Origin of the sequence: Algibacter luteus (assembly GCF_030344935.1) — a bacterium.
Taxonomy (GTDB): Bacteria; Bacteroidota; Bacteroidia; order Flavobacteriales; family Flavobacteriaceae; genus Arenitalea; species Arenitalea lutea.
Genome location: NZ_CP128313.1, coordinates 2,327,743 through 2,350,637, shown reverse-complemented (window position 1 = coordinate 2,350,637; position 22,895 = coordinate 2,327,743). Strand labels below are relative to the sequence as shown.

At 31.7% G+C, this 22,895-nt stretch carries 20 protein-coding genes; 11 read left to right on the top strand and 9 right to left on the bottom strand.

Annotated features, from left to right (window positions below; all coding sequences use genetic code 11):
* Positions 1-100: 100 nt before the first annotated feature.
* Genes O5O44_RS09860 through O5O44_RS09850 form a run of 3 tightly spaced genes read left to right on the top strand, consistent with a single transcriptional unit; the run spans position 101 to position 5,263 of the window.
* Positions 101-2,533 carry a YfhO family protein gene (locus tag O5O44_RS09860; protein WP_289194202.1) on the top strand — a complete coding sequence of 811 codons (2,433 nt, stop codon included), beginning with the start codon at positions 101-103 and terminating at the stop codon, positions 2,531-2,533.
* Positions 2,505-3,803, top strand: coding sequence for a glycosyltransferase (locus O5O44_RS09855; protein WP_289194201.1), 1,299 nt, complete (start codon positions 2,505-2,507; stop codon positions 3,801-3,803). Before O5O44_RS09860 ends, O5O44_RS09855 begins: the two co-directional genes overlap by 29 nt.
* On the top strand, positions 3,803-5,263 hold the full coding sequence (locus O5O44_RS09850) for an oligosaccharide flippase family protein (protein ID WP_289194200.1): 1,461 nt from the start codon (positions 3,803-3,805) through the stop codon (positions 5,261-5,263). Before O5O44_RS09855 ends, O5O44_RS09850 begins: the two co-directional genes overlap by 1 nt.
* A gap of 75 nt (positions 5,264-5,338) precedes the next feature.
* Here the strand turns inward: O5O44_RS09850 and O5O44_RS09845 are convergent, their stop codons facing one another.
* Entirely contained in the window at positions 5,339-6,565 is a 1,227-nt protein-coding gene (locus O5O44_RS09845; RefSeq protein WP_289194199.1) for a hypothetical protein, read from the bottom strand.
* Between the two features lie 265 nt (positions 6,566-6,830).
* Positions 6,831-7,496 (bottom strand): hypothetical protein, encoded by a 666-nt coding sequence (locus O5O44_RS09840; protein ID WP_289194198.1) that lies wholly within the window; start codon positions 7,494-7,496, stop codon positions 6,831-6,833.
* A gap of 248 nt (positions 7,497-7,744) precedes the next feature.
* Between O5O44_RS09840 and O5O44_RS09835 the strand changes: the two genes are divergently transcribed.
* On the top strand, positions 7,745-8,845 hold the full coding sequence (locus O5O44_RS09835) for a DUF3667 domain-containing protein (RefSeq protein ID WP_289194197.1): 1,101 nt from the start codon (positions 7,745-7,747) through the stop codon (positions 8,843-8,845).
* A gap of 206 nt (positions 8,846-9,051) precedes the next feature.
* On the opposite strand, the gene uvrA is transcribed toward O5O44_RS09835, so the two are convergent.
* Entirely contained in the window at positions 9,052-11,835 is a 2,784-nt protein-coding gene (gene uvrA / locus O5O44_RS09830) for an excinuclease ABC subunit UvrA (RefSeq protein ID WP_289194196.1), read from the bottom strand.
* A 233-nt stretch (positions 11,836-12,068) separates the two neighbouring features.
* Here uvrA and O5O44_RS09825 point away from each other — a divergent pair, with 233 nt between their 5' ends.
* A complete protein-coding gene (locus O5O44_RS09825; protein ID WP_019388739.1) occupies positions 12,069-12,653 on the top strand; it encodes an RNA polymerase sigma factor in 585 nt (194 codons plus the stop codon).
* Between the two features lie 231 nt (positions 12,654-12,884).
* On the opposite strand, the gene O5O44_RS09820 is transcribed toward O5O44_RS09825, so the two are convergent.
* Positions 12,885-13,544 carry an endonuclease III domain-containing protein gene (locus O5O44_RS09820; RefSeq protein ID WP_289194195.1) on the bottom strand — a complete coding sequence of 220 codons (660 nt, stop codon included), beginning with the start codon at positions 13,542-13,544 and terminating at the stop codon, positions 12,885-12,887.
* A gap of 35 nt (positions 13,545-13,579) precedes the next feature.
* On the opposite strand from O5O44_RS09820, the gene bcp reads away from it, so the two are divergent.
* A complete protein-coding gene (bcp, locus tag O5O44_RS09815) occupies positions 13,580-14,032 on the top strand; it encodes a thioredoxin-dependent thiol peroxidase (RefSeq protein ID WP_289194194.1) in 453 nt (150 codons plus the stop codon).
* Positions 14,033-14,098: 66 nt separating this feature from the next.
* Here bcp and O5O44_RS09810 read toward each other — a convergent pair whose 3' ends face one another.
* Positions 14,099-15,562 carry a hypothetical protein gene (locus O5O44_RS09810; RefSeq protein ID WP_019388735.1) on the bottom strand — a complete coding sequence of 488 codons (1,464 nt, stop codon included), beginning with the start codon at positions 15,560-15,562 and terminating at the stop codon, positions 14,099-14,101.
* Positions 15,563-15,655: 93 nt separating this feature from the next.
* Here O5O44_RS09810 and O5O44_RS09805 point away from each other — a divergent pair, with 93 nt between their 5' ends.
* Entirely contained in the window at positions 15,656-16,417 is a 762-nt protein-coding gene (locus O5O44_RS09805) for an MBL fold metallo-hydrolase (protein WP_289194193.1), read from the top strand.
* 12 nt (positions 16,418-16,429) lie between these two features.
* Positions 16,430-16,930 carry a hydrolase gene (locus O5O44_RS09800; RefSeq protein WP_289194192.1) on the top strand — a complete coding sequence of 167 codons (501 nt, stop codon included), beginning with the start codon at positions 16,430-16,432 and terminating at the stop codon, positions 16,928-16,930.
* On the opposite strand, the gene O5O44_RS09795 is transcribed toward O5O44_RS09800, so the two are convergent.
* On the bottom strand, positions 16,927-17,310 hold the full coding sequence (locus O5O44_RS09795) for a hypothetical protein (protein WP_289194191.1): 384 nt from the start codon (positions 17,308-17,310) through the stop codon (positions 16,927-16,929). The two genes, O5O44_RS09800 and O5O44_RS09795, sit on opposite strands and share 4 nt — an antisense overlap.
* 37 nt (positions 17,311-17,347) lie before the next feature.
* On the bottom strand, positions 17,348-17,719 hold the full coding sequence (locus O5O44_RS09790; RefSeq protein ID WP_289194190.1) for a helix-turn-helix domain-containing protein: 372 nt from the start codon (positions 17,717-17,719) through the stop codon (positions 17,348-17,350).
* 293 nt (positions 17,720-18,012) lie between these two features.
* Here O5O44_RS09790 and O5O44_RS09785 point away from each other — a divergent pair, with 293 nt between their 5' ends.
* Positions 18,013-19,158, top strand: coding sequence for a M14 family metallopeptidase (locus O5O44_RS09785; RefSeq protein WP_289194189.1), 1,146 nt, complete (start codon positions 18,013-18,015; stop codon positions 19,156-19,158).
* Positions 19,159-19,228: 70 nt separating this feature from the next.
* The gene (locus tag O5O44_RS09780) at positions 19,229-19,708 is read left to right on the top strand and encodes an Lrp/AsnC family transcriptional regulator (RefSeq protein WP_019388729.1); all 480 of its coding nucleotides are present in this window, start codon (positions 19,229-19,231) and stop codon (positions 19,706-19,708) included.
* Positions 19,709-19,813: 105 nt separating this feature from the next.
* On the opposite strand, the gene O5O44_RS09775 is transcribed toward O5O44_RS09780, so the two are convergent.
* Positions 19,814-20,851, bottom strand: a complete 1,038-nt coding sequence (locus tag O5O44_RS09775; protein ID WP_289194188.1) for an ATP-grasp domain-containing protein — start codon at positions 20,849-20,851, stop codon at positions 19,814-19,816.
* The gene (locus O5O44_RS09770; protein WP_350494438.1) at positions 20,841-21,395 is read right to left on the bottom strand and encodes a sugar transferase; all 555 of its coding nucleotides are present in this window, start codon (positions 21,393-21,395) and stop codon (positions 20,841-20,843) included. Before O5O44_RS09770 ends, O5O44_RS09775 begins: the two co-directional genes overlap by 11 nt.
* Before the next feature lie 402 nt (positions 21,396-21,797).
* Here O5O44_RS09770 and O5O44_RS09765 point away from each other — a divergent pair, with 402 nt between their 5' ends.
* Positions 21,798-22,895 (top strand): hypothetical protein, encoded by a 1,098-nt coding sequence (locus O5O44_RS09765; protein WP_289194187.1) that lies wholly within the window; start codon positions 21,798-21,800, stop codon positions 22,893-22,895.

Genomic DNA, 22,895 nt, shown 5'->3' with positions numbered 1-22,895 from the left:
CATTATGAGTTAAATGCCAGATTAATGTCTTGTGGCATCCTATTGTAAATTCTCAAAAAATATACTTAATTTAACCATCGTTGTTTTTTAAAACATATCCATGCAGTTTTCAACTAAAAAGTATTTACCTCACGTATTCGTTTTACTAGGTTTTATTATAATTTCATTAGCTTATTTCAGTCCTGTTTTACAAGGAAAAGCCATTTATCAGAATGATATTGTGCAGTATATTGGTATGAGTAAGCAACAAACTGATTTTAAAGCTGAAACTGGAACCGAAACCTATTGGACTAATGCTGCTTTTGGTGGAATGCCAACGTATCAGTTAGGCGCAAGGTATCCGCATAATTATATAAAAAAGCTTGATTTGGCATTACGTTTTTTGCCACGACCAGCAGATTATTTATTTCTATACCTGTTAAGTTTTTATGTGTTTTTAATCGTGTTAAAAGTAGATTATAAACTTGCGGTTCTTGGCGCATTGGCGTTTGGTTTTTCTACCTATTTAATCATTATTTTAGGTGTAGGGCATAATAGTAAAGCGCATGCTATAGCGTATATGCCGTTAGTTTTAAGCGGAATTTTACTTGTGTTTCAAAAACGATATGTTCTTGGGTTTTTACTCACTACCATAGCTATGGGCTTAGAATTAGTAGCAAATCATTTCCAAATGACTTACTACCTCATGTTTTTAGTGATGGTTTTAGGAGTCGCGTATTTGATTGATGCTTATAGAAAACAAATGCTTTCTCATTATTTCAAGTCAATTGGAATTTTAATCACCGCAGTTGTTTTATCCATCGCATTAAACGCTACAAATTTTTTAGCGACCCAGGAATATGTCAAGGAAAGTAAGCGAAGTAAAAGTGAATTGACCATAAACCCAGATGGTACACCAAAAGAGGAAACTTCTGGTTTAGATAGAGATTATATTACGCAATTTAGTTATGGCATTGTTGAAACGTTTAACTTGTTTATTCCGCGTTTTATGGGTGGTGGTAATAGCGAAGATGTTGGACGAGATTCGGCAACTTACGAAGCTTATAGAAAACTAGGAGCCACGACCACACAAGCAGCACAAGAGGCTAAGCGTGCGCCTATGTATTGGGGGAAACAGCCTATCGTTGAAGCGCCAGCTTATGTCGGTGCAGTAATATTGTTCTTATTTGTATTCGCTTTGTTTTTAGTAAAGGGACGATTGAAGTGGTGGCTAGTTGGTGGAACGCTCTTTTCACTATTATTATCTTATGGAAAAAATTTAGGGTTTCTAACAGATATTTTTATTGATTATATACCTCTTTACAACAAGTTCAGAGCAGTAAGTTCTATTCAAGTGATCTTAGAGCTGTGTATTCCTGCTTTGGCTATTTTCGGATTGGTTAAACTCTTTAATGATTTTGACAAGAAAGAAGATAAATTGAAAGCGTTAAAGCTTTCTGTAATAATAACTGGTGGTTTAACTCTAATCTTTATTCTGTTTAAGTCCTCTTTATTTGATTTTGTTGGAATTAACGACGGACTTTATCGTCAGAATTACGGACAAGATTTTGTGGATGCCTTAAAAACCGATAGAAAGGCAATATTTACCCAAGACGCGATTCGAACACTGGTTTTAGTGTTACTTTCTGCTGGAATTATTTACTTCTTTTTAAAGGAAAAATTAAAGGAGCAATGGGTAGTAGTAGCTTTTGGGGTATTAATACTTTTTGATTTGGTTGGTGTTGATAGACGCTATGTAAATAATGAAAATTTTGTTGCAGGCGTGAAGATGAGTAAGCCTTTTCAAGAAACAGAGATAGATAAGTATATTTTAAAAGACACTACGCATTTTAGGGTTTTTGATATGGTTTCAGGACCATCGAAACCTTCTTATTTTCACAATTCATTAAATGGCTATAATGCTGCGGAGTTAAGACGCTACCGTGAAGTATTCGATTTTCATATAGCACAAAATAATATCAATGTATTTAATATGTTAAATACCAAGTACATTGTGGCTCAAGATGAAAATGGAGATGCCTTTCCTTATATGAATGATCAAGTTAATGGCAATGCTTGGTTTGTGAATGATTTAGAAAAAGTAGAATCTGCAAATAGTGAAATTACTATTTTAGGGGAATTAGATACAAAAGCGAAGGCGGTATATACAAATCATGAAGCCTTATTATCTTTTCAAAATCTTAAGAAGAAGTACGATGTAGATTCATTGGCTGTTATTCGTTTAATTAATCATGCTCCAAATTATTTAAAGTATCAGTCTACTAATAAAAATGAAGGTTTTGCGGTGTTTTCAGAGATTTATTATCCTAAGGGTTGGAAAACTTATATAGATGGTAAAGAAACAAGCCACATGCGCGTAAATTACATTTTACGTGGCATGCCAATTCCCGCAGGAAACCACACCATAGAGTTTAAGTTCGACCCGGAAGTGGTTAAAACCGGAAGTAGTATTGCTTTAGCGAGTTCTATTTTGCTTGGTGTGTTATTATTAGCTGGATTGTTTTATGAGTTTAAGAAAACAAAAGGTGTCTAAAAAAGTCCTTATAATCACGTATTATTGGCCACCAGCTGGAGGTCCTGGAGTACAACGATGGCTTAAATTTGTGAAGTATTTGCCAGAATTTAGCGTAAATCCCATTGTTTTTATTCCGGAAAACGCGAATTATCCAATTATAGATGAAAGTTTAGTTTCTGAAGTTTCAAAAGATGTTACTCTGATTAGTCATCACATTAGTGAGCCTTATAAATGGGCTAGTTTCTTTTCAAATAAATCTTCAAAAACAATTAGTAAAGGAATTATTTCTGATAAAAAGGAACAATCTTTTATGGAGAAAGCAATGCTTTTTATTCGAGGAAATTTTTTTATTCCTGATGCGAGAATTGGCTGGATAAAACCTTCGGTGTCTTTTCTTTTAGACTACATAGAAAAGGAAGGTGTAGAGACGATTATCACTACTGGTCCGCCACATAGCGTGCATTTAATTGGGCTTCGTTTAAAGCAAAAACTAGACGTAAAGTGGTTTGCAGATTTTAGAGACCCGTGGACCACTATTGAGTATCATAAACAACTTAAATTAACTTCAGCTTCAAAAAGGAAGCACAAATCATTAGAGAAACAAGTATTAAATTCGTCCGATCAAATTATTGTAACAAGTTGGGAAACGAAAAAAGAGTTTCAAGCAATTACAAAGAAACCTATTGAAGTTATTACCAATGGATATGACAATCAAGAAGCTGTGAATATACAAATGGATTCAAAATTCAGTATGTCGCATATTGGGTCGTTATTATCTAAACGAAATCCTGAAATTTTATGGCAAGTTTTAAGTGAATTAATTCATGAAAACGAAAGTTTTTCGAATGATTTTCAACTCAATTTAGTAGGTTTAGTTAGTGAAAGTGTTTTAAATTCAATAAAAACTTATAACTTAAGTGATTATATAAATAGAGTAGGTTATGTTACACATAAGGAAGCTATTACGTATCAAAATAAATCACAAATTTTATTGCTTATTGAAATAGATTCTGAAGATACGAAGTGCATTATTCCTGGTAAACTATTTGAGTATATGGTATCAAATAGACCTATAATTGCCATTGGCCCTGACGATTCCGATGTAGAAAAAATTATTAAAGAAACCAATACAGGAAACTACTTTAACTATAAAGATTACGAATCATTAAAAAGAATTATCTTAGACCATTATAAAGCTTATCAAAATAATACGTTGCAGACTCACCCCATTGGTTTGCAAAAGTATCACAGAAAGGCACTTACAAAATCGCTAGCTAATTTACTATAATGGGAATCGTTGCATCACAGTCCTTTAAAAACATCATTTCCACCTATTTAGGCTTTTTTATTGGAGCTATTAATACCTTATTTCTTTATACCGAATTTTTAAGTGACGAGTATTACGGTATGGTAGGTTACATGCTGTCTTTGGCTTACGTGGTGATGCCTTTTATGGCATTTGGGATGCACAATACCTTAGTTAAATTTTATTCAACTTTTAAAACAAGAGTTTCGCTAAATAGCTTTTTGACACTAATGCTGGTGTTGCCTCTTTGTATTATTGTTCCCATAACGCTTATAACTTATTTGGGTTATGAAACCATTGCAAGCTTTCTTTCAAACAAAAACGAAATTATTAAAGACTATTTGTGGCATACTTTAATCGTAGCCATTGCTTTGGCTTATTTCGAAGTGTTTTTTGCTTGGGCTAAAGTACAGATGCAAACAGTTTTTGGTAATTTTATGAAAGAAGTGTTTCATAGAGTTGGCGCTATGGTTCTGCTGTTTTTATTGCATATTAAAGTAATAGATTTGGAGCAATTTATGGCAGGATTGGTTTTGGTTTATGTGTTGAGAATGCTGGTAATGACATTTTATGCCTTTAGCATTAAACTGCCGAAAATTATTTTCAAACGTGTTCCTAATTTGTCAAGTATTTTAAAATACTCTTTTTTAATAATCATTGCGGGTTCAATTGCCACTATTTTGTTAGATGTAGACAAGGTAATGCTCGGGCATTATATTGATATTAAAGAGATTGCTTATTACAATGTAGCCATATTTATAGCTACTGTAATTGCGGTGCCTCAGCGCTCAATGCATCAAATATTATTGCCTTTATCAGCAAAATATTTAAATGAAAAAGATTTTGACGCTTTAGAAGATTTGTATAAACGTAGTTCGCTTAATCTATTTATTATCAGCGGGTTTATTTTTTTGTTGATTGTTTTAAACATCAATCAATTGTATCACATTATCCCTGAAGAGTTTAGTGGTGGTTTACTAGTTGTATTTATGATAAGTGCTATAAAGCTTTATGATAATGCATTAGGAAGTAATAATGCTATTTTGTTTAATAGTGATTATTATAGAATTGTTCTTGTTTTAGGAGTGATACTTGTGGTTTTAATGATTCTTTTAAACATGCTGTTTATACCAATTTATGGAATAAATGGAGCCGGTATTGCTACCTTTATTGCAGTTTTTATCTATAACACCATCAAGTTAATTTTTGTTTACCGAAAGTTTAAAATGTATCCTTTTACGCGTTATACTTTTAAAATCGGGTTATTATTGGTAGCGAGTGTATTGTTGTTTTATTTCTGGGAATTTCCTTTTCATCCTATATTGAACATAGCATTAAAATCGGCATTAGTTTCAATACTGTATCTTGTTGTAATTTATAAATACAATTTTTCAGAGGATATTTCTTTGGTGATGAAGAAGTATTTAAAATTCCTGAATTAATAAAAGAGAAAACCCCACGATGTTGCTTTGAGGCGAACTACTCGTAGGGCTTTCCAAACTAACCAACCAAAATTTTTATGATCGTCTTCTGTTTGAAGTTGTCGATCTTGTATTTTTTCTAGAATTACTTTTTGCTTGCGTAGTTCTTGTTGTTGTACGTTTTTGCGTGGTTGTTCTTGGCTTATTCACCGTACGCTGCGCAATTTGAGTATTTCTAGTGCTTCTTGTATTGTTACTATTATATTTACGAGTATTTGTGCTTTTTGGTTTTTGAACTGTTCTAGTTTTTTGTTCACGTCTTACCTCATTTGCTCTTGTGCTCGTATTTTTATTATTTCTATTAACGTTATTTCTTGTTGTTCTAGTATTGTTTGTAGACGTTGTTTGTCTATTCACAGTTCTATTATTGTTCTCTCTTGTAACTCTATTGTTGTTATTAGATGCTGTTCTTCTCGTAGTTTCGCTTCTATTAATATTTCTATTAACTGCAGTCGAATTAGATTTTCTTGAGTTATTATTAATAGAGTTATTTCGTCTTGTCGAATTGTTGTTTTGAGCAACACTTCTTCTAGAGTTTGCGTTTCTGTTAACTTGAGTAACATTTCTTTGGCTTCTATTTACAGTAGCATAATTTCTGTTTCGCTTAATCTCGTGTCCTCTTCTTGTTGCAATTGCAGTTCTAGGTCTGTAATTGTTGTAAAAAGGCCTTCTATATGTATAACGAACAGGGTTGTAAAATTGTCTGTAAGGCCTGTTATATACTACACAATAATCGTATGCAGGAATACTGTAGTAACGGTGCCAAGGTCTGTAAATGTAGGCTCTGTTGTAAATGTTTATAAATCCAGTATAATGCGTAAATACGTTATTTCTGTAGTGAACATATAATCCACCAATTCGGTTTACATAACCAAAATTGTTATAGTAAATATTTACATTTCCAACTTGAGAAACACGTCCGTAATAATCATAAAAAATAGGTGTATTTTCAATTTGAATTATTGCACCAAACTCATCATATTGTACGTAAGCATTATAATCGTAACCAGAATTGAAACTAATATTAACATTTCTTGTATTAACATTTACACCGAAACGTGAATTGTTTCTTAAGATGTTAAAATCAAATTGACCATCTCTAAATACAGAGAATTCGATGCCATTTTCTACAAATATGAAAGAGTTTCCATAACCTCCATAATATGTTGCATTGGCATTGGCTTCAGTTGTGTTGGTTGTGGTTGCGTTAACAGTAAATCCTGTTAGGATTAATCCTGCTAATAAGAATATAAACTTTTTCATAATTGTAAATTTTATGGGTTACGTTTTAGTAATTACAAACAGCGTGCCAAAAAAAGACATTATGTGTTGAAGCCTTATAAACACTAAGAAAATTATTGGTTGTTTCTTTTTGTCTATTTATATATGATTATAAACGACAATTATTAATTACAAATAGTTACGTTGATGGTGGGATATTCAATTTTTAAATTAAAGGAATTAAAAAACCTCGAAGTTGTAAAGACTTCGAGGTTTTCACTTTTAACTAATAACTAATCTCAAAAAATTATTTTCTCTTCTTTTTTAGTTTTTTAACCTTACCATTTTTTTTGTAATAGTAGTAGCTGTCGTCATAATCATTATGGTGTCTATCTAAATCTTGATAATTAACCACATCGCAATGAGACACACGGTTGTTTCTGTTTACAAATCCTCTGGTGTGTACAATTTCTCCCCAACGGTTATATTGTACTTTTAAACCACCAATTTGATTTACTGTAGCATGTTTACCTCTGCTATAATTGATAAAAACAGAACCAACACGAGTAATATTTCCTCTTCGGTTATAATTTAAATATACATTACCAATGCGTCTTACTTTACCAAAACGGTCTCTTGAAATAAGTACACCGCGATTATTTTTTGAGGATACTGTAAAAGCTACCGATACATTCGGACCTCTTTGTGAGGTATTAATGTTGCTTCTTCTAGAATTGTTTCTATGTAAAATATCATCATCATAATCGTCGTAAATATTTGTGTTAAAATCGAAACTGCCATCAGGGAATATTAAAAACTCTATACCGCGTTCAATAAACGAAATTGGTTCTGCAAAACGGTAGTTTTTCTTTTTCTCTAACTTTATTTTTGGTTTCTGGTTGTTTAGTTCTGATGCTGATGCAGTTGTTAATCCTATCAACAAACTTGCACATACTAGTAATAATCTTTTCATAATCTTAGGATTTTCATTCTGCCTACTCTTTAGCTTTTCGGCTTACGCTATTGCTTATGGGTTTTCAATTTGCGTGCCAAAAATGTAAGTAATTGTTTATAAGATACTTAGGTTTGTGTTGTAATTTAAAATGTGTATGGATTTGCTGATTGTGATAATTATAAAAATAATAAGGATACTATTTGGTATACATAGGATATTAGGTGAGGCAAAATTTTTGTTACTTTTATAGAAACCAATCATTTGTAATGAAAACCAAAAAAGAAACTTGCAAAAATTGCGAACAACAGTTTAATGAAGGTTTTAAATTTTGTCCGCATTGCGGGCAGCAAGCTAAAGACGAGCTTACTGTAAAGGTGCTGTTTTATAATACGATTAGTAATTATTTTTCCTTTGATGCGCGGTTTTTTAAGAGTTTCTTACCCTTATTGTTTAAACCTGGATATTTAGCATCAAAATTTATTGAAGGCAAGCGGTTGTTGTATTTGCATCCGGCGCAAATGTATTTGTTTATTGCCATAGTGTTTTTCTTCTTGTTTTCGTTTATTCAACGTAGCCAAGTGCAAAGTTTGAACGATAGTCTAGCAAAAACACTTAAAAAAGACAATTCTTTTAATAAATTTAAAGATGAGGGCATTTTAGATTCTTTAAAATTGGTTCAAGAAATAGTTAATGAAGTACAAGATTCAATTACTAGAGCAAAACTTCTTAAATCGTTAAACGACAACGATTTTATTGAAGAGTATTCTAAAGAAAAAATAGATTCTTTGTTTATAGAAGAAGTCGATGACCAAAAACGTACGGTTACATTTGATTTTGATGAAAAGAAGGTAGATTCTCTGATTGAAGTTGATGCACCAGAGGCTCAAATTCACAGGGCTATGGGAATGGAGCAGGATGCTGGTTACATTAAAAAACGTATGTATAAACAGGCCTTAAAGTTTTATAAATCCAGAAGTGGCGGCAGTATTTTACAAGCATTTTATGATGCGATACCTATTGCTATGTTTTTTTTGCTACCTATTTTCGCATTGTTTTTAAAGCTGTTTTACAGGAAACATGGGTTGTATGCGCATCATTTAGTATTTAGTTTTTACTACTTCTCGTTTTTGTTTACGGTATTTAGTATCATTATTGGAATCAATTTTATTTTTGATATTCCAGATTGGTTGGATTGGTTATTAGCCTTTTCTACTTTTGTTTATTTGTACTTGGCCTTAAGACGTTTTTATAATCAAAGCAGGTTTAAAACCTTGGTAAAGGCAAGTGTTACTTCAATTTTGTTTTTAATATTTGTGGCGCCATTAACAGCTGCGGTTTTAGGAATGTTTGCCTTTTTGTTTTATTGAAACGACTAAATAATCAATTCTAAATAGAATTTTGATTCGCGTTAGGATTGCAATGAAACATTTATGTTCAAGAATTCATTAATTTAAAATAGAAATCCATGAATAAAAGCCCGCAGGGAGGCACGACCGAGGACTTGGAATGTAAAGCCCGACCCTTGCGGTAACCTGCCTGCCATCAGGCAGGCGCCCAAGAAATAATAATGCTTTTACAGTTTATCTTTTAAATACTTACCAGTTTCAGATGTTTTTATTTTAATGATCTCTTCGGGAGTGCCAGAAGCTACAAGGTGCCCGCCGTTTTCGCCGCCTGTTGGACCTAAATCAATAATATAGTCTGCGCACTTTATTAAATCGATATTATGCTCGACTACAATTATGGAGTGCCCTTTGGCAATTAACGCGTTGAAGGATTTTAATAGTTTTTGAATATCGTGAAAATGCAGGCCTGTTGTGGGCTCGTCGAAAATAAAAAGTGCTTTTTCTTTATTGTTTCCTTTTCCTAAAAAAGAGGCGAGTTTGATACGCTGCGCTTCGCCACCAGAGAGGGTAGAAGAGCTCTGGCCCAAAGTGACATAGCCTAACCCAACATCTTGAAGTGGTTGTAATTTGTTTTTTATTTTAGTTTGTGCTGTGGCTTCGAAGAAAGCAACAGCATCGTCAATTGTAAGATTGAGAATGTTGTCTATATTTTTATCGGCAAACGTGACTTCTAGAACTTCTTTTTTAAAGCGTTTGCCTTTACAGGTTTCGCATTCTAGATGCACATCGGCCATAAATTGCATTTCAATGGTTACTTCACCTTCACCCTTACAAGTCTCACAGCGACCTCCATCTACATTAAAAGAAAAGTGTTTTGCTTGATAGTTTCTTATGATACTAAGTTTTTGTTTTGAAAACAGCGCTCGAATATCGTCGTAAGCTTTTATGTAGGTTACCGGATTAGATCTTGAAGACCTTCCAATTGGATTTTGGTCTACAAATTCGATATGATTGATGTTGCTAAAATTGCCTTCTAAGGTTGTAAACTGTCCTGCTTTATCACTAAAATCGGTGAGTTTTTTTTGAATTGCTGGAAATAGTATTTTTTTAACCAATGTACTTTTTCCGCTTCCAGAAACACCAGTTACAACGGTGAGCATGCCTAATGGGAATGTAACATTGATGTTTTTTAGGTTGTTTTCGCGAGCACCAATTACATCTACGTGATATTTTGAGGTTCTTCGAGTTTTTGGGACTTCAATTTCTAATTCACCATTTAAATATTTTGCTGTTAATGATTGTGAAGCTAAAATATCTAGAAATGTGCCTTCTGCAACTACCGAACCGCCAAAAGTTCCTGCTTCGGGACCTATGTCTATTATGGCATCGGCAGCTTTCATTATATCTTCGTCGTGCTCAACAACAATAACGGTGTTTCCTAGATCTCGTAATGATTTTAATACCGAAATGAGTCGCTCCGTATCTTTTGGGTGTAAACCAATACTAGGTTCGTCTAAAATATACATAGAACCGACTAAGCTGCTTCCTAGCGAGGTTGCAAGATTAATGCGTTGGCTCTCGCCACCCGACAACGTATTTGATTTTCTATTAAGTGTTAAATAATCTAAACCAACATTAGCTAAAAACGACAAGCGATTATTGATTTCCTTTAATAAACGACTAGCAATTTGAGTATCATAATCGTTTAATTCGAGTTGCTTAAAAAAGTTGGTTAGTTTATTTAATGGCATTTCAACCAAAACTGTAATTGTAGCTCCAGCAATTTTTACATAGTTAGCCTCGGGTCTTAATCGCTTACCATTACAAGCTTTACATTTTGTTTTTCCGCGGTAACGCGATAGCATCACACGGTTTTGAATTTTGTACGCTTTAGATTCTAATTCGGCAAAGAATGAATTTAATCCTTCAAAATATTTATTACCTGTCCAGATAAGTTGTTTTTGAGCGTCTGTTAATTCGAAATAAGGTTTATGAATTGGAAAATCGAATTTATGCGAGTTATTCACCAATTGGTCTTTATACCAACTCATGCTTTCACCTCGCCATGGAAAAATGGCGCTCTCATAAACAGATAAACCGGTGTTTGGGATTGCTAAATCGTCATCAATTCCAATAATATCGCCATAACCTTCGCATTTAGGGCATGCGCCGTAAGGATTATTAAAGCTGAATAAATGCACATTAGGTTCTAAGAAGCTTATGTCATCCAATTCAAACTTATTGCTAAATTGTCGTTGTTTATTGTCGCTTAAAGTTTCAATGATACATTCGCCTTTGCCTTCAAAAAAAGTAGTTTGAATGGCATCTGCGAGTCTGTTATAAAAATCTTCCTCGTCTTTGGTGATAACTCTATCAACAACTAGTAAAACCTTATCTTTTTTAGATATTTCCGGAGCTTCGTCTATTCTTAAAACGTTATTATTAACTTTTATTCTTGCGTAACCTTGCTGTTGCAAAGTTTTTATTTTGTCTTCAATCGATCTGCCTTCTTCTAAATAAATAGGAGCAAGGAGTAATAGTTTTTCACCCTCGGGAAATGTTTTTAAATAATTTAAAACATCGGTAACCGTGTCTTTTTTTACTTCCAAACCAGACACAGGCGAGTAAGTTCTGCCTATTCTAGCGAAAAGTAATTTTAAGTAATCGTAAATTTCTGTAGTTGTACCAACCGTTGAACGTGGATTTGTAGAATTCACTTTCTGTTCTATGGCAATAGCGGGAGCAATGCCTTTAATATAATCCACTTTCGGTTTGTTTAAGCGCCCTAAAAACTGTCTGGCATAACTTGATAAACTTTCAACGTAGCGTCTTTGTCCTTCCGCGTAAAGTGTATCAAAAGCTAAACTTGATTTCCCTGAGCCCGATAAGCCTGTAATAACTACTAATTTGTTTCTGGGTATTACAACATCGATATTTTTAAGGTTGTGTAATTTTGCACCTTTAATGATGATATTTTCTTTAGGATTTACTTCAGAAAGCGTAGTTTTCATAGATTTTATGGGAATAATTTGGCAAAGATAAGACAAGTATGCGAGCATAAAAAATAACCGTTTATCGAATATATTGTTAAAAAAAGGTGCTATTTGTTGCTTTTTAGGAATGATTGTTGTTATATTTGGAATTCATAACAATTTAAAAACGAGCATCTATAGCATAAAAAATTACTTTTAAACTTAATAACCCCAAGCAACGAAGGCCACTTCGTGCATTAAAAGTAAATATTATGCAAAAAGAACTTATTACCGATGCTATCCTAGTTAGTGAATACATTAAAGGAAACGAAGGTGCTTTAGAAATCTTAATTAAAAGGCACAAACAAAAGATTTACAGTTTTATTTATTCAAAAGTATACGATAGAGATGTTGCAGAAGACATTTTTCAAGATGCTTTTATAAAAGTAATACGAACGCTTAAACGCGGAAATTACAATGAAGAAGGTAAGTTTTTGCCTTGGGTAATGCGTATTTCGCATAATTTGGTGATTGACTATTTTAGAAAAAATAACAGAATGCCAAAATTTGATAATGCAGGTGAGTTTAGTATTTTTTCAGTTTTAAGTGATAGTAGTTTAAATGCTGAAAAAGCCTTGATAAAAGAACAAGTTGAGTTTGATGTACGACGATTGGTCGATGAGTTACCAGACGACCAAAAAGAAGTGCTTTTAATGCGTATTTACAAGGATATGAGCTTTAAAGAAATATCTGAACGTACGGGTGTAAGTATTAATACTGCTCTAGGAAGAATGCGTTACGCACTCATTAATTTGAGAAAAATAATTGATAAACATAATATTGTTTTAACGAACTAATACAATAATCTAATTTTTGTTTCGTTTACTATTTGAATTAACCCTTAAATAGAAAAAATGGCAAAAATTTACTCTGAAGATTTTATTAAAAAAAATAAAAATCTTGAACCGCGAGAAGAGACGGTTAATTTTCTTCTAAATTATTCTAAGGCTTTAAGTGTTATAAATTGTAATAAAATGAAGTTTGAAGCGCTTCTGAACTAAGTATTAAAAGTCCTGATTTTAATAAAATCAGGACTTTTTGTTTTTATAGTATTCGTTGATAACAGATTTTCTTCCAATAGTTTTAGTGATAATATCTTTTTCTAAATCCCAACCTCTTGCAGGTGAATATTCTCTACCATACCAAATAATTTGAAGGTGTAAATCATTCCATAGTTCTTTTGGAAACAGGCGTTTAGCGTCTTTTTCAGTTTGAACTACGTTCTTGCCGCTACTTAAATTCCAACGATACATAAGTCTGTGAATGTGTGTGTCAACAGGGAAAGCGGGAACCCCAAAAGCTTGAGACATCACTACACTTGCAGTTTTGTGTCCAACTGCTGGAAGCGCTTCTAGTGCCTCGAAACTTTGAGGTACTTCCCCGTTGTGTTTTTCTATTAAAATTTCCGATAAGCCATGAATACCTTTACTTTTCATTGGCGATAATCCTACCGGTTTGATTATATCTCTAATTTCTTCAACGGTAAGTTTCACCATATCATAAGGGTTGTCTGCCTTTTCAAATAATAAGGGGGTAATTTTATTGACTCTAACATCGGTACTTTGTGCAGACATTAAAACGGCAATAAGCAGTGTATAGGGGTCTTTATGGTCTAAAGGAATGGGTATTTCAGGATAAAGTTTGTAGAGTGTATTAATTACGAAGTTAACCTGTTCTTTTTTAGTCATAAATTGTACTTTTGTTAAAAATCAAAGTTAAGATTATGAAAACATTAAAACAAGGTGATGCGGTTCCTAATTTTTCAGCAAAAGATGAACAAGAGAATACCATTTCATTAAGTGATTATAAAGGAAAAAAATTAGTAGTTTTCTTTTATCCTAAGGCTAGTACTCCTGGTTGTACGGTGGAGGCGTGTAATTTAAGAGATAATTATAAGGCGTTACAAGAAGAAGGTTTTGAGTTGTTGGGCGTAAGTGCCGATTCAGCCAAAAGACAAGCTAATTTTAAAAATAAATATGAATTTCCATTTCCTTTATTAGCAGATGAAGATAAAACGGTTATCAACGCATTTGGTGTTTGGGGACCTAAAAAGTTTATGGGAAGAGAGTATGATGGTATTCACAGAAAAACTTTTATTATTAATGAAAAAGGTATTGTGGAACGCGTTATTGATAAAGTGAAAACCAAAGATCATGCTGCTCAAATATTAGAGTAGAAAACAATAAAATATAAAAAGCCGATTGTTTTACAATCGGCTTTTTTTGTGAGCATTAATTTTAAATTATTTTCGCTTTCTGCTTAAAGTAAGAGGTTTTCTAGTATAACCAAATAATCGATAATCTTTTATTAATTCAGCTGTTCCGTCAGGTACCATATCTTCCCAACCTGTTTCACCTTGGGTAATTAAGCGTAATATTTCTCTAGAAAATATATTCATGATACTTTCGTCATAATCCGTAATATCTATAACTTTACCGTTGTATTTAAAGAATTTATATAATTCCTTCATACGTGGATAAACTTTTAAGTTTTCACTAGTAATTAATTCTCCAGTTTTTGGATCTAACATTGGGTATAGGTAAACTTTCAAGTCTTTAAAGAATAATTTTCCAAAAGCCTCCAGTATTCCACCACTTAAATGGCGGTAATATTTCTCATCAAAAATATCAACTAAATTACTAACGCCCATGGCTAATCCCATTCTGGCTTTGGTGTAATTTGAGAAATATTCAACAACTTTAAAATATTCTTGAAAGTTAGATATCATTACCGATTGCCCTAAAGAACATAGTAAGTCTGCACGATCAATAAAATCTTGTTCATCAATTTCACCTTCAGCTCTTAAGTTGGACAGTGTAATCTCAAAAACAACGACAGTTTTCTTTTCATCAACCTTATTTTCTTTGATAAACATTTGATATGATTTCTCATACATTTCCATGTTTACCTTGGTAACTGGTCTAAAACTACCACGAAGCGCTAATATATTTTTCTTATAAAATATCCTTGCAGGTAATACGTTTGTACCATCTGGACCAAACATTACGGCGTCGGTCATTCCGTTTTTAACCAACTGCAAACTCATCAAACGGTTATCAATGTTTTTAAATACCGGACCCGAGAAATTAATCGTATCAATTTCTATTTGATCTTTATCTAAATGGTCATATAAATAACGAAGTAGTTTTTTTGGCTCATTATACTTGTAAAAAGCACCGTAAATTAAGTTTGTACCTAAAATACCTAAGGTTTCTTGTTGTAATCTTGCATCGGTTTCTTTAAAACGAATGTGAAGAATGATTTCATTATAATCAGCACCAGCTTCAACTTGATATTTTATTCCTACCCAACCATGGCCTTTAAATTGTTTAGCAAAATCGATAGTTGCAACCGTATTGGCATATGTAAAGAATATTTTATTGGGATTTTTTTCGCGAGTAAGCCTGTTTTCCATCAAGTCCATCTCATGGATGAGCATTTTTCTTAAACGCGCTTCAGTAACATATCTGCCATCAGCTTCAGCACCGTAAATCGCATCACTAAAATCTTTATCGTAAGCAGACATCGCTTTGGCAATGGTTCCAGATGCGCCTCCAGCTCTAAAAAAATGACGACAAGTTTCTTGACCAGCACCTATTTCAGCAAAGGTTCCGTAAATGTTTTCATTTAAATTTATACGAAGTGCTTTTGATTTTAGCGATGGGATGTCATCAAATTCTTTATCCCCTTTAATGGTAATCTCCATAGTGCATAATAGGTTACGTCTTGTTTCACAAAGGTACCAAATATGTGAAGCAAACAAAAAAAATAAACTTATTTTTGTGTAAACATTAGATTTTTGAAAATAACTTTTCTCGGTACAGGTACATCTCAAGGTATTCCAATTATAGGAAGTGATCATCCAGTTTGTTTGAGTAACGACCCAAAAGATAAACGTTTAAGGGTTTCAGTTTTAGTAGAATGGGACGCTTTTACGTATGTTGTTGATTGTGGACCAGATTTCCGTTACCAGATGCTTAGGGCAGGTGTAAAAAGAATTGACGGCATTGTGTTTACGCATGAACATTCCGATCATGTTTTGGGTTTAGATGATATTAGGCCGTTTTATTTTAGGCAAGGAAACATTCCGCTGTACGCACACAAGCGCGTTTTAAAATCTATAAAAAGACGGTTTGATTATTTTTTTGCAAAAGAAAATAGATATCCAGGAGCACCGGAAGTCATAACACATAGAATTAAAAACAAACCGTTTAAACTGAAAAATTTAGAGGTTGTTCCAATTAAGGGAAAGCATTTTAGTTTGCAGGTATTTGGATTTAAGTTTAATGATTTTGCGTATTTAACAGATATGAAAACAGTTTCTGATAAGGAAATTGAAAAAATTAAAAATGTAAAAGTTCTGGTCATTAATGCGTTGCGCATTAAGCCACATCAATCACATTTTAATCTGGAAGAAGCCTTAGAGTTTATTGAAAAAGTGAATCCAGAAACGGCCTATTTAACGCATATAAGCCATTTGCTAGGGTTTCATAAAGAAGTTGAAGAGTCATTACCAAAACGCGTGTTTTTGGCTTATGATGGTCTTAAAATAACAGTTTAATAAATTATTACAATGAAGCAAAGAATTTTTATGTATTTGTTTGTGTTTACAGCACTTCTCGTATTATTTCAGTATGTAAGCGCTAAACGTATTATTGAAGATTTAAACAAAAAGTTAGATAGCAGTCAATCTCAAGTTGAGACTTATAAAGATTCTATTACAGCGTTGAAAGATGAAATTTTGGAAGTGTCTCATTTTAATTTGTATAGAAATGAAGATGCTATTAGTTATTTTGAAGACGACGGATATAAAATAGATGAACTAATTCCCTTTATTAAAGATGAACTTTATAAGTTGAACGAAGTGAAAGGTGAGCATCCGTTAATACCATATGGTTCTAGTGAAGGCAGAAAAATGCTCATTAATACGGTAAAAATGCTTAATCATAAATGGATAATTGCCGATTTTTCGGATGGTGAATTTTGGGGTGAAATTCTTTTAACTTATGAGATCACTAACGATAAAAGTTTAAAATTCAATCTTGTAGAGTCCTTTTTATATCCTTTTGATTAGTCTATTTTTATAGCAACACCTTTTTCTTTTCGTTTGTTTTCGCCTTGATTAAAAGAGGCTTTTGAGTATTCAAAAGTGTACGAACTATCAGTTGTTGTTAGAATTTTCATGTGAATTGGGTCTTTCTCAGAAATAGACTTTGGGCTTATTTTATAAAGCACAAACTCACAATCATTTATCCATTTTACTTTCGAGCTATCTGTCTTTCCGTCGTAAAAATTAATACTGTGTTCATCTGTTCTCGTGAATGTGCCTGTTTTTGGCTCATTATTCACTACGTAGTCAAACCGAAATGTACCAGTTTTATAGTCATTGCAGTTTCTAGAAGCCTCGTAACAACTAAAAAAACTCAATAAACTTAAAAGATATAGATATCGCATAAAGTTATTTTAATTGCAAAATTACTAAAGTCTATCATTAATTCTCAAAGTTTTTAAAACTTCCGTCAGAATAAAAAATAACAATTCGCTCAATGGATTTGTTTTTATCAATTTCAGAATTCAAATTAACTTCTGTTAGCACAGGAGGTGTATCTGTTTCTTTTAGTTCTTTATTTTCAATATTGGAAGGGAAGCTGCCTTTTCCATTAAAAAGCCAATATAAATCTACTTCAGGATAGTGTGATAATATTTTCAAAATAAAATCTAAACTCGGTTTATTTCTTCCTGATAAAATGTGTGAAATACTGGATCGTTGCACACCTATTTTTTCAGCAAATGAAGATGCAGATTCACCGTAGTGATTAATGATTTTTTGTAATCTTTTTATGAAATCTTCGGTGTTTATCAATGTAAATATGAAATTATATTAAATTGAGTTACAAATGTAACAATATAACTTTAAAAACAAGAATATATTGTACTTTGCACTCTTAGTTTATTAAAATAATACTTTACATAAAATAGTGTAAAATGCTGAAAAATAATTTATTAATAACAGTATAATAAATAACAATAAAAATATATAAATTTTGTAGCCGATTCTCTGCGTGTTTTGTAGATATCTGTAAACAAATGCCTTAAAATTAATGTTTACAAATGTAAATTAGTAAATGTTTACATTTGTTCTGTTAATTTATTACTATGCATTTAGAAGACATTAAAAGCTTGTTTGAAAAACATAAAGAAAAGAGTTTATCACATCGTTATATTACCAATGCACACATTGAACCGCTATTAGAAAAATTGCCTGATATTTTTCAAGTAGAAATCATTGGAAAATCGGTTTTAAATCATCCCATTTACGGAGTTAAAATTGGTAGTGGAAAAACAAGAATTTTAATGTGGTCGCAAATGCATGGAAATGAATCTACAACTACAAAAGCATTATTTGATCTTTTTAATAGCTTTTCAGATCGAACTTCAGGACTTGAATCTATTATAGAAAGATGTACGCTTTATATAATTCCAATATTAAACCCAGATGGCGCACTTGCATATACACGAATAAATGCGAATGAAGTAGATTTGAATAGAGACGCACAAGATTTATCGCAGCCAGAAAGTGTTGTTTTACAAAATATTTTCAATTCTTTTAAACCAGATTTTTGTTATAATTTACACGGGCAACGTACTATTTTTAGTGCAGGAACAACAAATCATGTGGCGACAGTGTCTTTTTTATCTCCAGCACAAGATGAAGCTTGCACCATAACACCAAATCGAAAAAAAGCTATGGAGGTAATCGGGGTTATGAATAAAGCATTGCAAGAATTAATACCTAATCAGGTTGGTGTTTATGATGATGCTTTTAATATCAATTGTGTTGGCGATACTTTTCAAAGTAAAAACGTACCAACCATACTTTTTGAAGCTGGGCATTATAAAGATGATTATGCACGCGAAATTACTAGAGAGCTTATCTATACTTCATATATAACCTCATTAAACTATATCGCTAACCATAATGTAACTGGTGATAATTTCGAGTTGTATTTAAAAATTCCTGAAAATGATAAATGCTTTTTAGATGTGATTATCAGAAATGCTTTGGTAGATGATAAGGTCGTTGATGTTGGAATACAATTTCAAGAAGTACTAAATCATAATAAAGTAGAGTTTTTACCAAAAATTGTCAAAATTGAAAAATTAGATAATTTTTTCGGACACAGAGAGATTGACGCTAATGGATACGCGGTGTTAGATGCAAATGGTGAATTATTGAAAATTGACTACGAAAACGTTTGCGTAATATTGAATAATGAAAAAATATTGCTATTATCGAAATAAAATATACAATATGTGTCTTAATTTTAGTGAAAATGTATTAATTTTGTCGAATATTTAAGAATACTTTATTATGGGAAAAATAAAATTAGACGAAATCGATCATCAAATTCTTGACATGTTAATAGATAACACAAGAATTCCGTTTACAGATATTGCAAAAAAGTTATTAATATCGGCAGGTACAGTTCATGTACGTGTTAAAAAAATGGAAGAAGGAGGAATTATTAAAGGTTCGTCTTTGATGTTAGATTATAAGAAGCTAGGATATTCTTTTATTGCTTATGTTGGTGTATATTTAAATAATACCTCTCAAACAAAATTTGTATTAGAGCGCATAAATGAAATACCATATGTAACCGTAGCTCACATAACTACTGGGAAATTTAATATTTTCTGTAAAATTCGTGCAAGAAGTACAGAGCATGCTAAAGAGGTTATATTTTTACTGGATGATATCGATGGGGTTTATAGGACAGAAACTATGATTTCTCTTGAAGAAAGCATTAACGATAAAAAACGTTTGATGCATTCTATTTTTAATGATATGTAAATTACAATTGAACATATATAGTGAAAAAAGCCCTTATTTTAAGGGCTTTTTATTTATATACTTTCTTTCTTCTAATTCTATTTAAAATAGAGGACAGTACTCTAGTTAAATATTATTCTTATCAAATACTTTGAGCAACAAATCACATTTACTAAAAGTTATATTCTCAATGTAATTAATATGTTTCATTACTTGGGTATTGTTAAAACCTTTTAACCAATCTATGTAAACCGATGCAATATCTGCTCCGGCTTCGTGTGAAAATGGGTACCCACCTCCAAACCTCGGGTTAATTTCTATTATATATAATTTATTATTTTGTAGGATTACGTCAACGTCAATACTACCTATGTGTTTAAGAAGAATTCCAATTTGTTTTCCTAATACGTTAAAATCTTCATGAATAATTGATCGTGCTTTGTCAGTTTCACCAGCACGCATATAAATTTTTTCTTTTGTAAAGGTGGCAAAATATTCACCTTCAAAATTGTTTATTATATCTAAACCGTACTCTTTTCCGTCGAGCTTTTCTTGAATCAAAATATCAATTTCAATCGCTTGACTACTATCTTTTTTATGACTTGATCTTTCAAGATTTATTTCTAAAAGCCTATAAGCTAGTTCTAGCTCTTCTATTGTTTCTGGGTATAAAATGCCTTTAGAGCCACTTCCTAAGCGAGGTTTGATTACAACTGGGAATTTTAATTCTCCCATTTCAATGGCTTTTTTAGCTTCGTTTAAACTTTTAAAAGTCGCAGGTGTATTTACGTTATTTTCTTTGAGGTATTGATATGTTTTCCATTTATCAAAAGCGATGTCAATTACCTTTTCGTTAGAAACTATAATTTTAGTCCCTAAACTTTCTAATTCAGCTTTGTGTTTAGCTAATATTGGTAGCTCAAAATCATTTAAAGAGATAACTGCCTTAACATTGTGGTTAATTATTATTTCTTTTAATTGGCGTATATAATCAGCATCGTAAACGTCTGAAACTTTATAAGCAATATCGGCTTCAATAAGTGCTGGGGCACTTAATAGATTATCCGTAGCGATTACGATACCATTTCCATCCAATGCTTTTTTGAAATAATTAATTAGATAATTACGTCTTCCAGCACAAGTAAAGAGTATATTATACTTCATGTAAATTTGTTTTTCTTTCAATATCCAAATCGGGCATTTCTGGATCGAGTTCAATATTATTGGAAATTAATACTTTTTTTACTGTTTTTATTAAAATTATCAGGTCTTTTGTGAAAGACATGGTTTCAACATATTCAATATCAAGTGCAAGTTTTTCGTTCCAGCTTAATGAATTTCTACCAGAAACCTGTGCTAGTCCAGTAATTCCAGGTCTTACATTATGACGAATAGATTCTTTTTTTGAATAATACGGCAAATAATGAACTCTTAAAGGTCTAGGTCCAACTAAACTCATATCTCCTTTAATTATATTAAATAACTGAGGAATTTCATCCAATGAGTATTTCCTTATGAAATTCCCAAATTTCGTTACCCGTTGTTCATTAGGTAATAATTTTCCATTTTCATCCTTTTTGTCGCTCATAGATTTAAATTTAATAATCTTAAAAATATGTTCGTTTTTACCAGGGCGTTCTTGCAGAAAAAAAGGTTTGCCGTTATTTATTATTAAAAGGCTAAGAAAAACAATTAAGAATATAGGCATCAAAAAAAATAACCCAATGCATGATAACACAAGATCTAAAAATCTTTTCATTACTAAATAAGAAGCATTAGTTGATTTATGATTTTTATTATTTATATTCAAAATAAGTATGTAATAAAGAATTTTTAATAATTGGGTGGTTAAAATATTTGATTGGTTACTTTATCACATCGGTGTTTTAGCAAATATATTTACAATATTATAATTTCGAAAAGGAATTATTATTTTCTTTATTTTTAAAAATCGAAAAAAAGCCACAATATGTTCTGTTATGTAATAACTTTTTTAAACAAATTCAGACACCAAAATTAAATTCTTATCACAAATCTATGTTGAATTTTAAGTTAAAAATATTTTTAATAATCTAAATTTACACTTGAATTTAACTCATTTTATTTTTAGATGGAAAATTTAGAGGTAATCACCTTAACAAAACATAGCTTGAAAGAAGCAGTAGTGGCTAATAAATTTTGGAATGATTCTTACGAAGCACCATTTTCTTTAAATAAAGCCAATTGGTTATTAGATAATAATAGAGCAGAAGACCAAGATGTTCTAGCTATTTTAGGCTATGAAAACCATACGATTATAGCGTTTGTATATCTTATGCCAGATTTTATAAAGGGCGAAGATGGAAACTGGTTAAAAATATATTGGAGCCAGAAATGGTGGATTTTAGAGAAGTATCAAGGTTCAGTACTACCAGCTTATGTAAAAAACATGTCTTTAAGTGCATGTAACAATCAAGTGGTTGTGCGCTTTTTAGGCGATAATACAAGTGCATATTATGAAAAGCAACCTTTTACAAAGTTTTCAATTAGAAAGCGTTATATCATACTTTTTAGTGTAGATCATCAACTTTTAATCTCGAAAAAAAATAGCTTAAAAACGTTTACTCCAATCCTGAAACTTGTTGATAAATTATCTGCTAAAGTCATTGCTTTTATAAACAAAAGTAAAAGTTCAAAAAGAAGTAAAGGTATTAATTATGAAAGTGTGGATTGTATTGATAACGACACTTGGAAATTTATTGAAAAGCATACTGAAAACGATATTGTACCTAAAAGTTTAGACTATATAAATTGGCAAATAGATAATAATCAATATCTCCAAATTAAAAAAGATAAAGACAAAATTAAATATAAATGCCTTTTAGAAAGTATTTCTAATAAAATATATAATGTAAATCTAGTTATTAAAAAAGATGATCAAATTGTTGGATTTATTTCTGGTTTAGTATCGGGTAATAGGTTTACACTGAGGTATTTTAATACTTCGGAAGATTATTTTAATGATTGTTTAAAAATCCTTATTGAAAACATTGCGAGAAGTAAATGTATCGTGTTTCAAAGTGAAAACAAAAAGGTAGGAGAACAAATAATCAATAAATACGCAAAAGTTTATGCCGATGTTAAAAAATTAATTTCATTAAAACATAACGATGTATCAGTTGATTTAAATGAAGCTTTGGTTCACGATCAAGATGGAAACTTTATCTAA

Bases quoted from the DNA above. Each gene is read 5' to 3' on its own strand.
- O5O44_RS09860 (WP_289194202.1), top strand. From the start codon at position 101: ATGCAGTTTTCAACTAAAAAGTATTTACCTCACGTATTCGTTTTACTA.
- O5O44_RS09855 (WP_289194201.1), top strand. From the start codon at position 2,505: ATGAGTTTAAGAAAACAAAAGGTGTCTAAAAAAGTCCTTATAATCACG.
- O5O44_RS09850 (WP_289194200.1), top strand. From the start codon at position 3,803: ATGGGAATCGTTGCATCACAGTCCTTTAAAAACATCATTTCCACCTAT.
- O5O44_RS09845 (WP_289194199.1), bottom strand. From the start codon at position 6,565: ATGAAAAAGTTTATATTCTTATTAGCAGGATTAATCCTAACAGGATTT.
- O5O44_RS09840 (WP_289194198.1), bottom strand. From the start codon at position 7,496: ATGAAAAGATTATTACTAGTATGTGCAAGTTTGTTGATAGGATTAACA.
- O5O44_RS09835 (WP_289194197.1), top strand. From the start codon at position 7,745: ATGAAAACCAAAAAAGAAACTTGCAAAAATTGCGAACAACAGTTTAAT.
- uvrA (WP_289194196.1), bottom strand. From the start codon at position 11,835: ATGAAAACTACGCTTTCTGAAGTAAATCCTAAAGAAAATATCATCATT.
- O5O44_RS09825 (WP_019388739.1), top strand. From the start codon at position 12,069: ATGCAAAAAGAACTTATTACCGATGCTATCCTAGTTAGTGAATACATT.
- O5O44_RS09820 (WP_289194195.1), bottom strand. From the start codon at position 13,544: ATGACTAAAAAAGAACAGGTTAACTTCGTAATTAATACACTCTACAAA.
- bcp (WP_289194194.1), top strand. From the start codon at position 13,580: ATGAAAACATTAAAACAAGGTGATGCGGTTCCTAATTTTTCAGCAAAA.
- O5O44_RS09810 (WP_019388735.1), bottom strand. From the start codon at position 15,562: ATGGAGATTACCATTAAAGGGGATAAAGAATTTGATGACATCCCATCG.
- O5O44_RS09800 (WP_289194192.1), top strand. From the start codon at position 16,430: ATGAAGCAAAGAATTTTTATGTATTTGTTTGTGTTTACAGCACTTCTC.
- O5O44_RS09795 (WP_289194191.1), bottom strand. From the start codon at position 17,310: ATGCGATATCTATATCTTTTAAGTTTATTGAGTTTTTTTAGTTGTTAC.
- O5O44_RS09785 (WP_289194189.1), top strand. From the start codon at position 18,013: ATGCATTTAGAAGACATTAAAAGCTTGTTTGAAAAACATAAAGAAAAG.
- O5O44_RS09780 (WP_019388729.1), top strand. From the start codon at position 19,229: ATGGGAAAAATAAAATTAGACGAAATCGATCATCAAATTCTTGACATG.
- O5O44_RS09775 (WP_289194188.1), bottom strand. From the start codon at position 20,851: ATGAAGTATAATATACTCTTTACTTGTGCTGGAAGACGTAATTATCTA.
- O5O44_RS09770 (WP_350494438.1), bottom strand. From the start codon at position 21,395: ATGCCTATATTCTTAATTGTTTTTCTTAGCCTTTTAATAATAAATAAC.
- O5O44_RS09765 (WP_289194187.1), top strand. From the start codon at position 21,798: ATGGAAAATTTAGAGGTAATCACCTTAACAAAACATAGCTTGAAAGAA.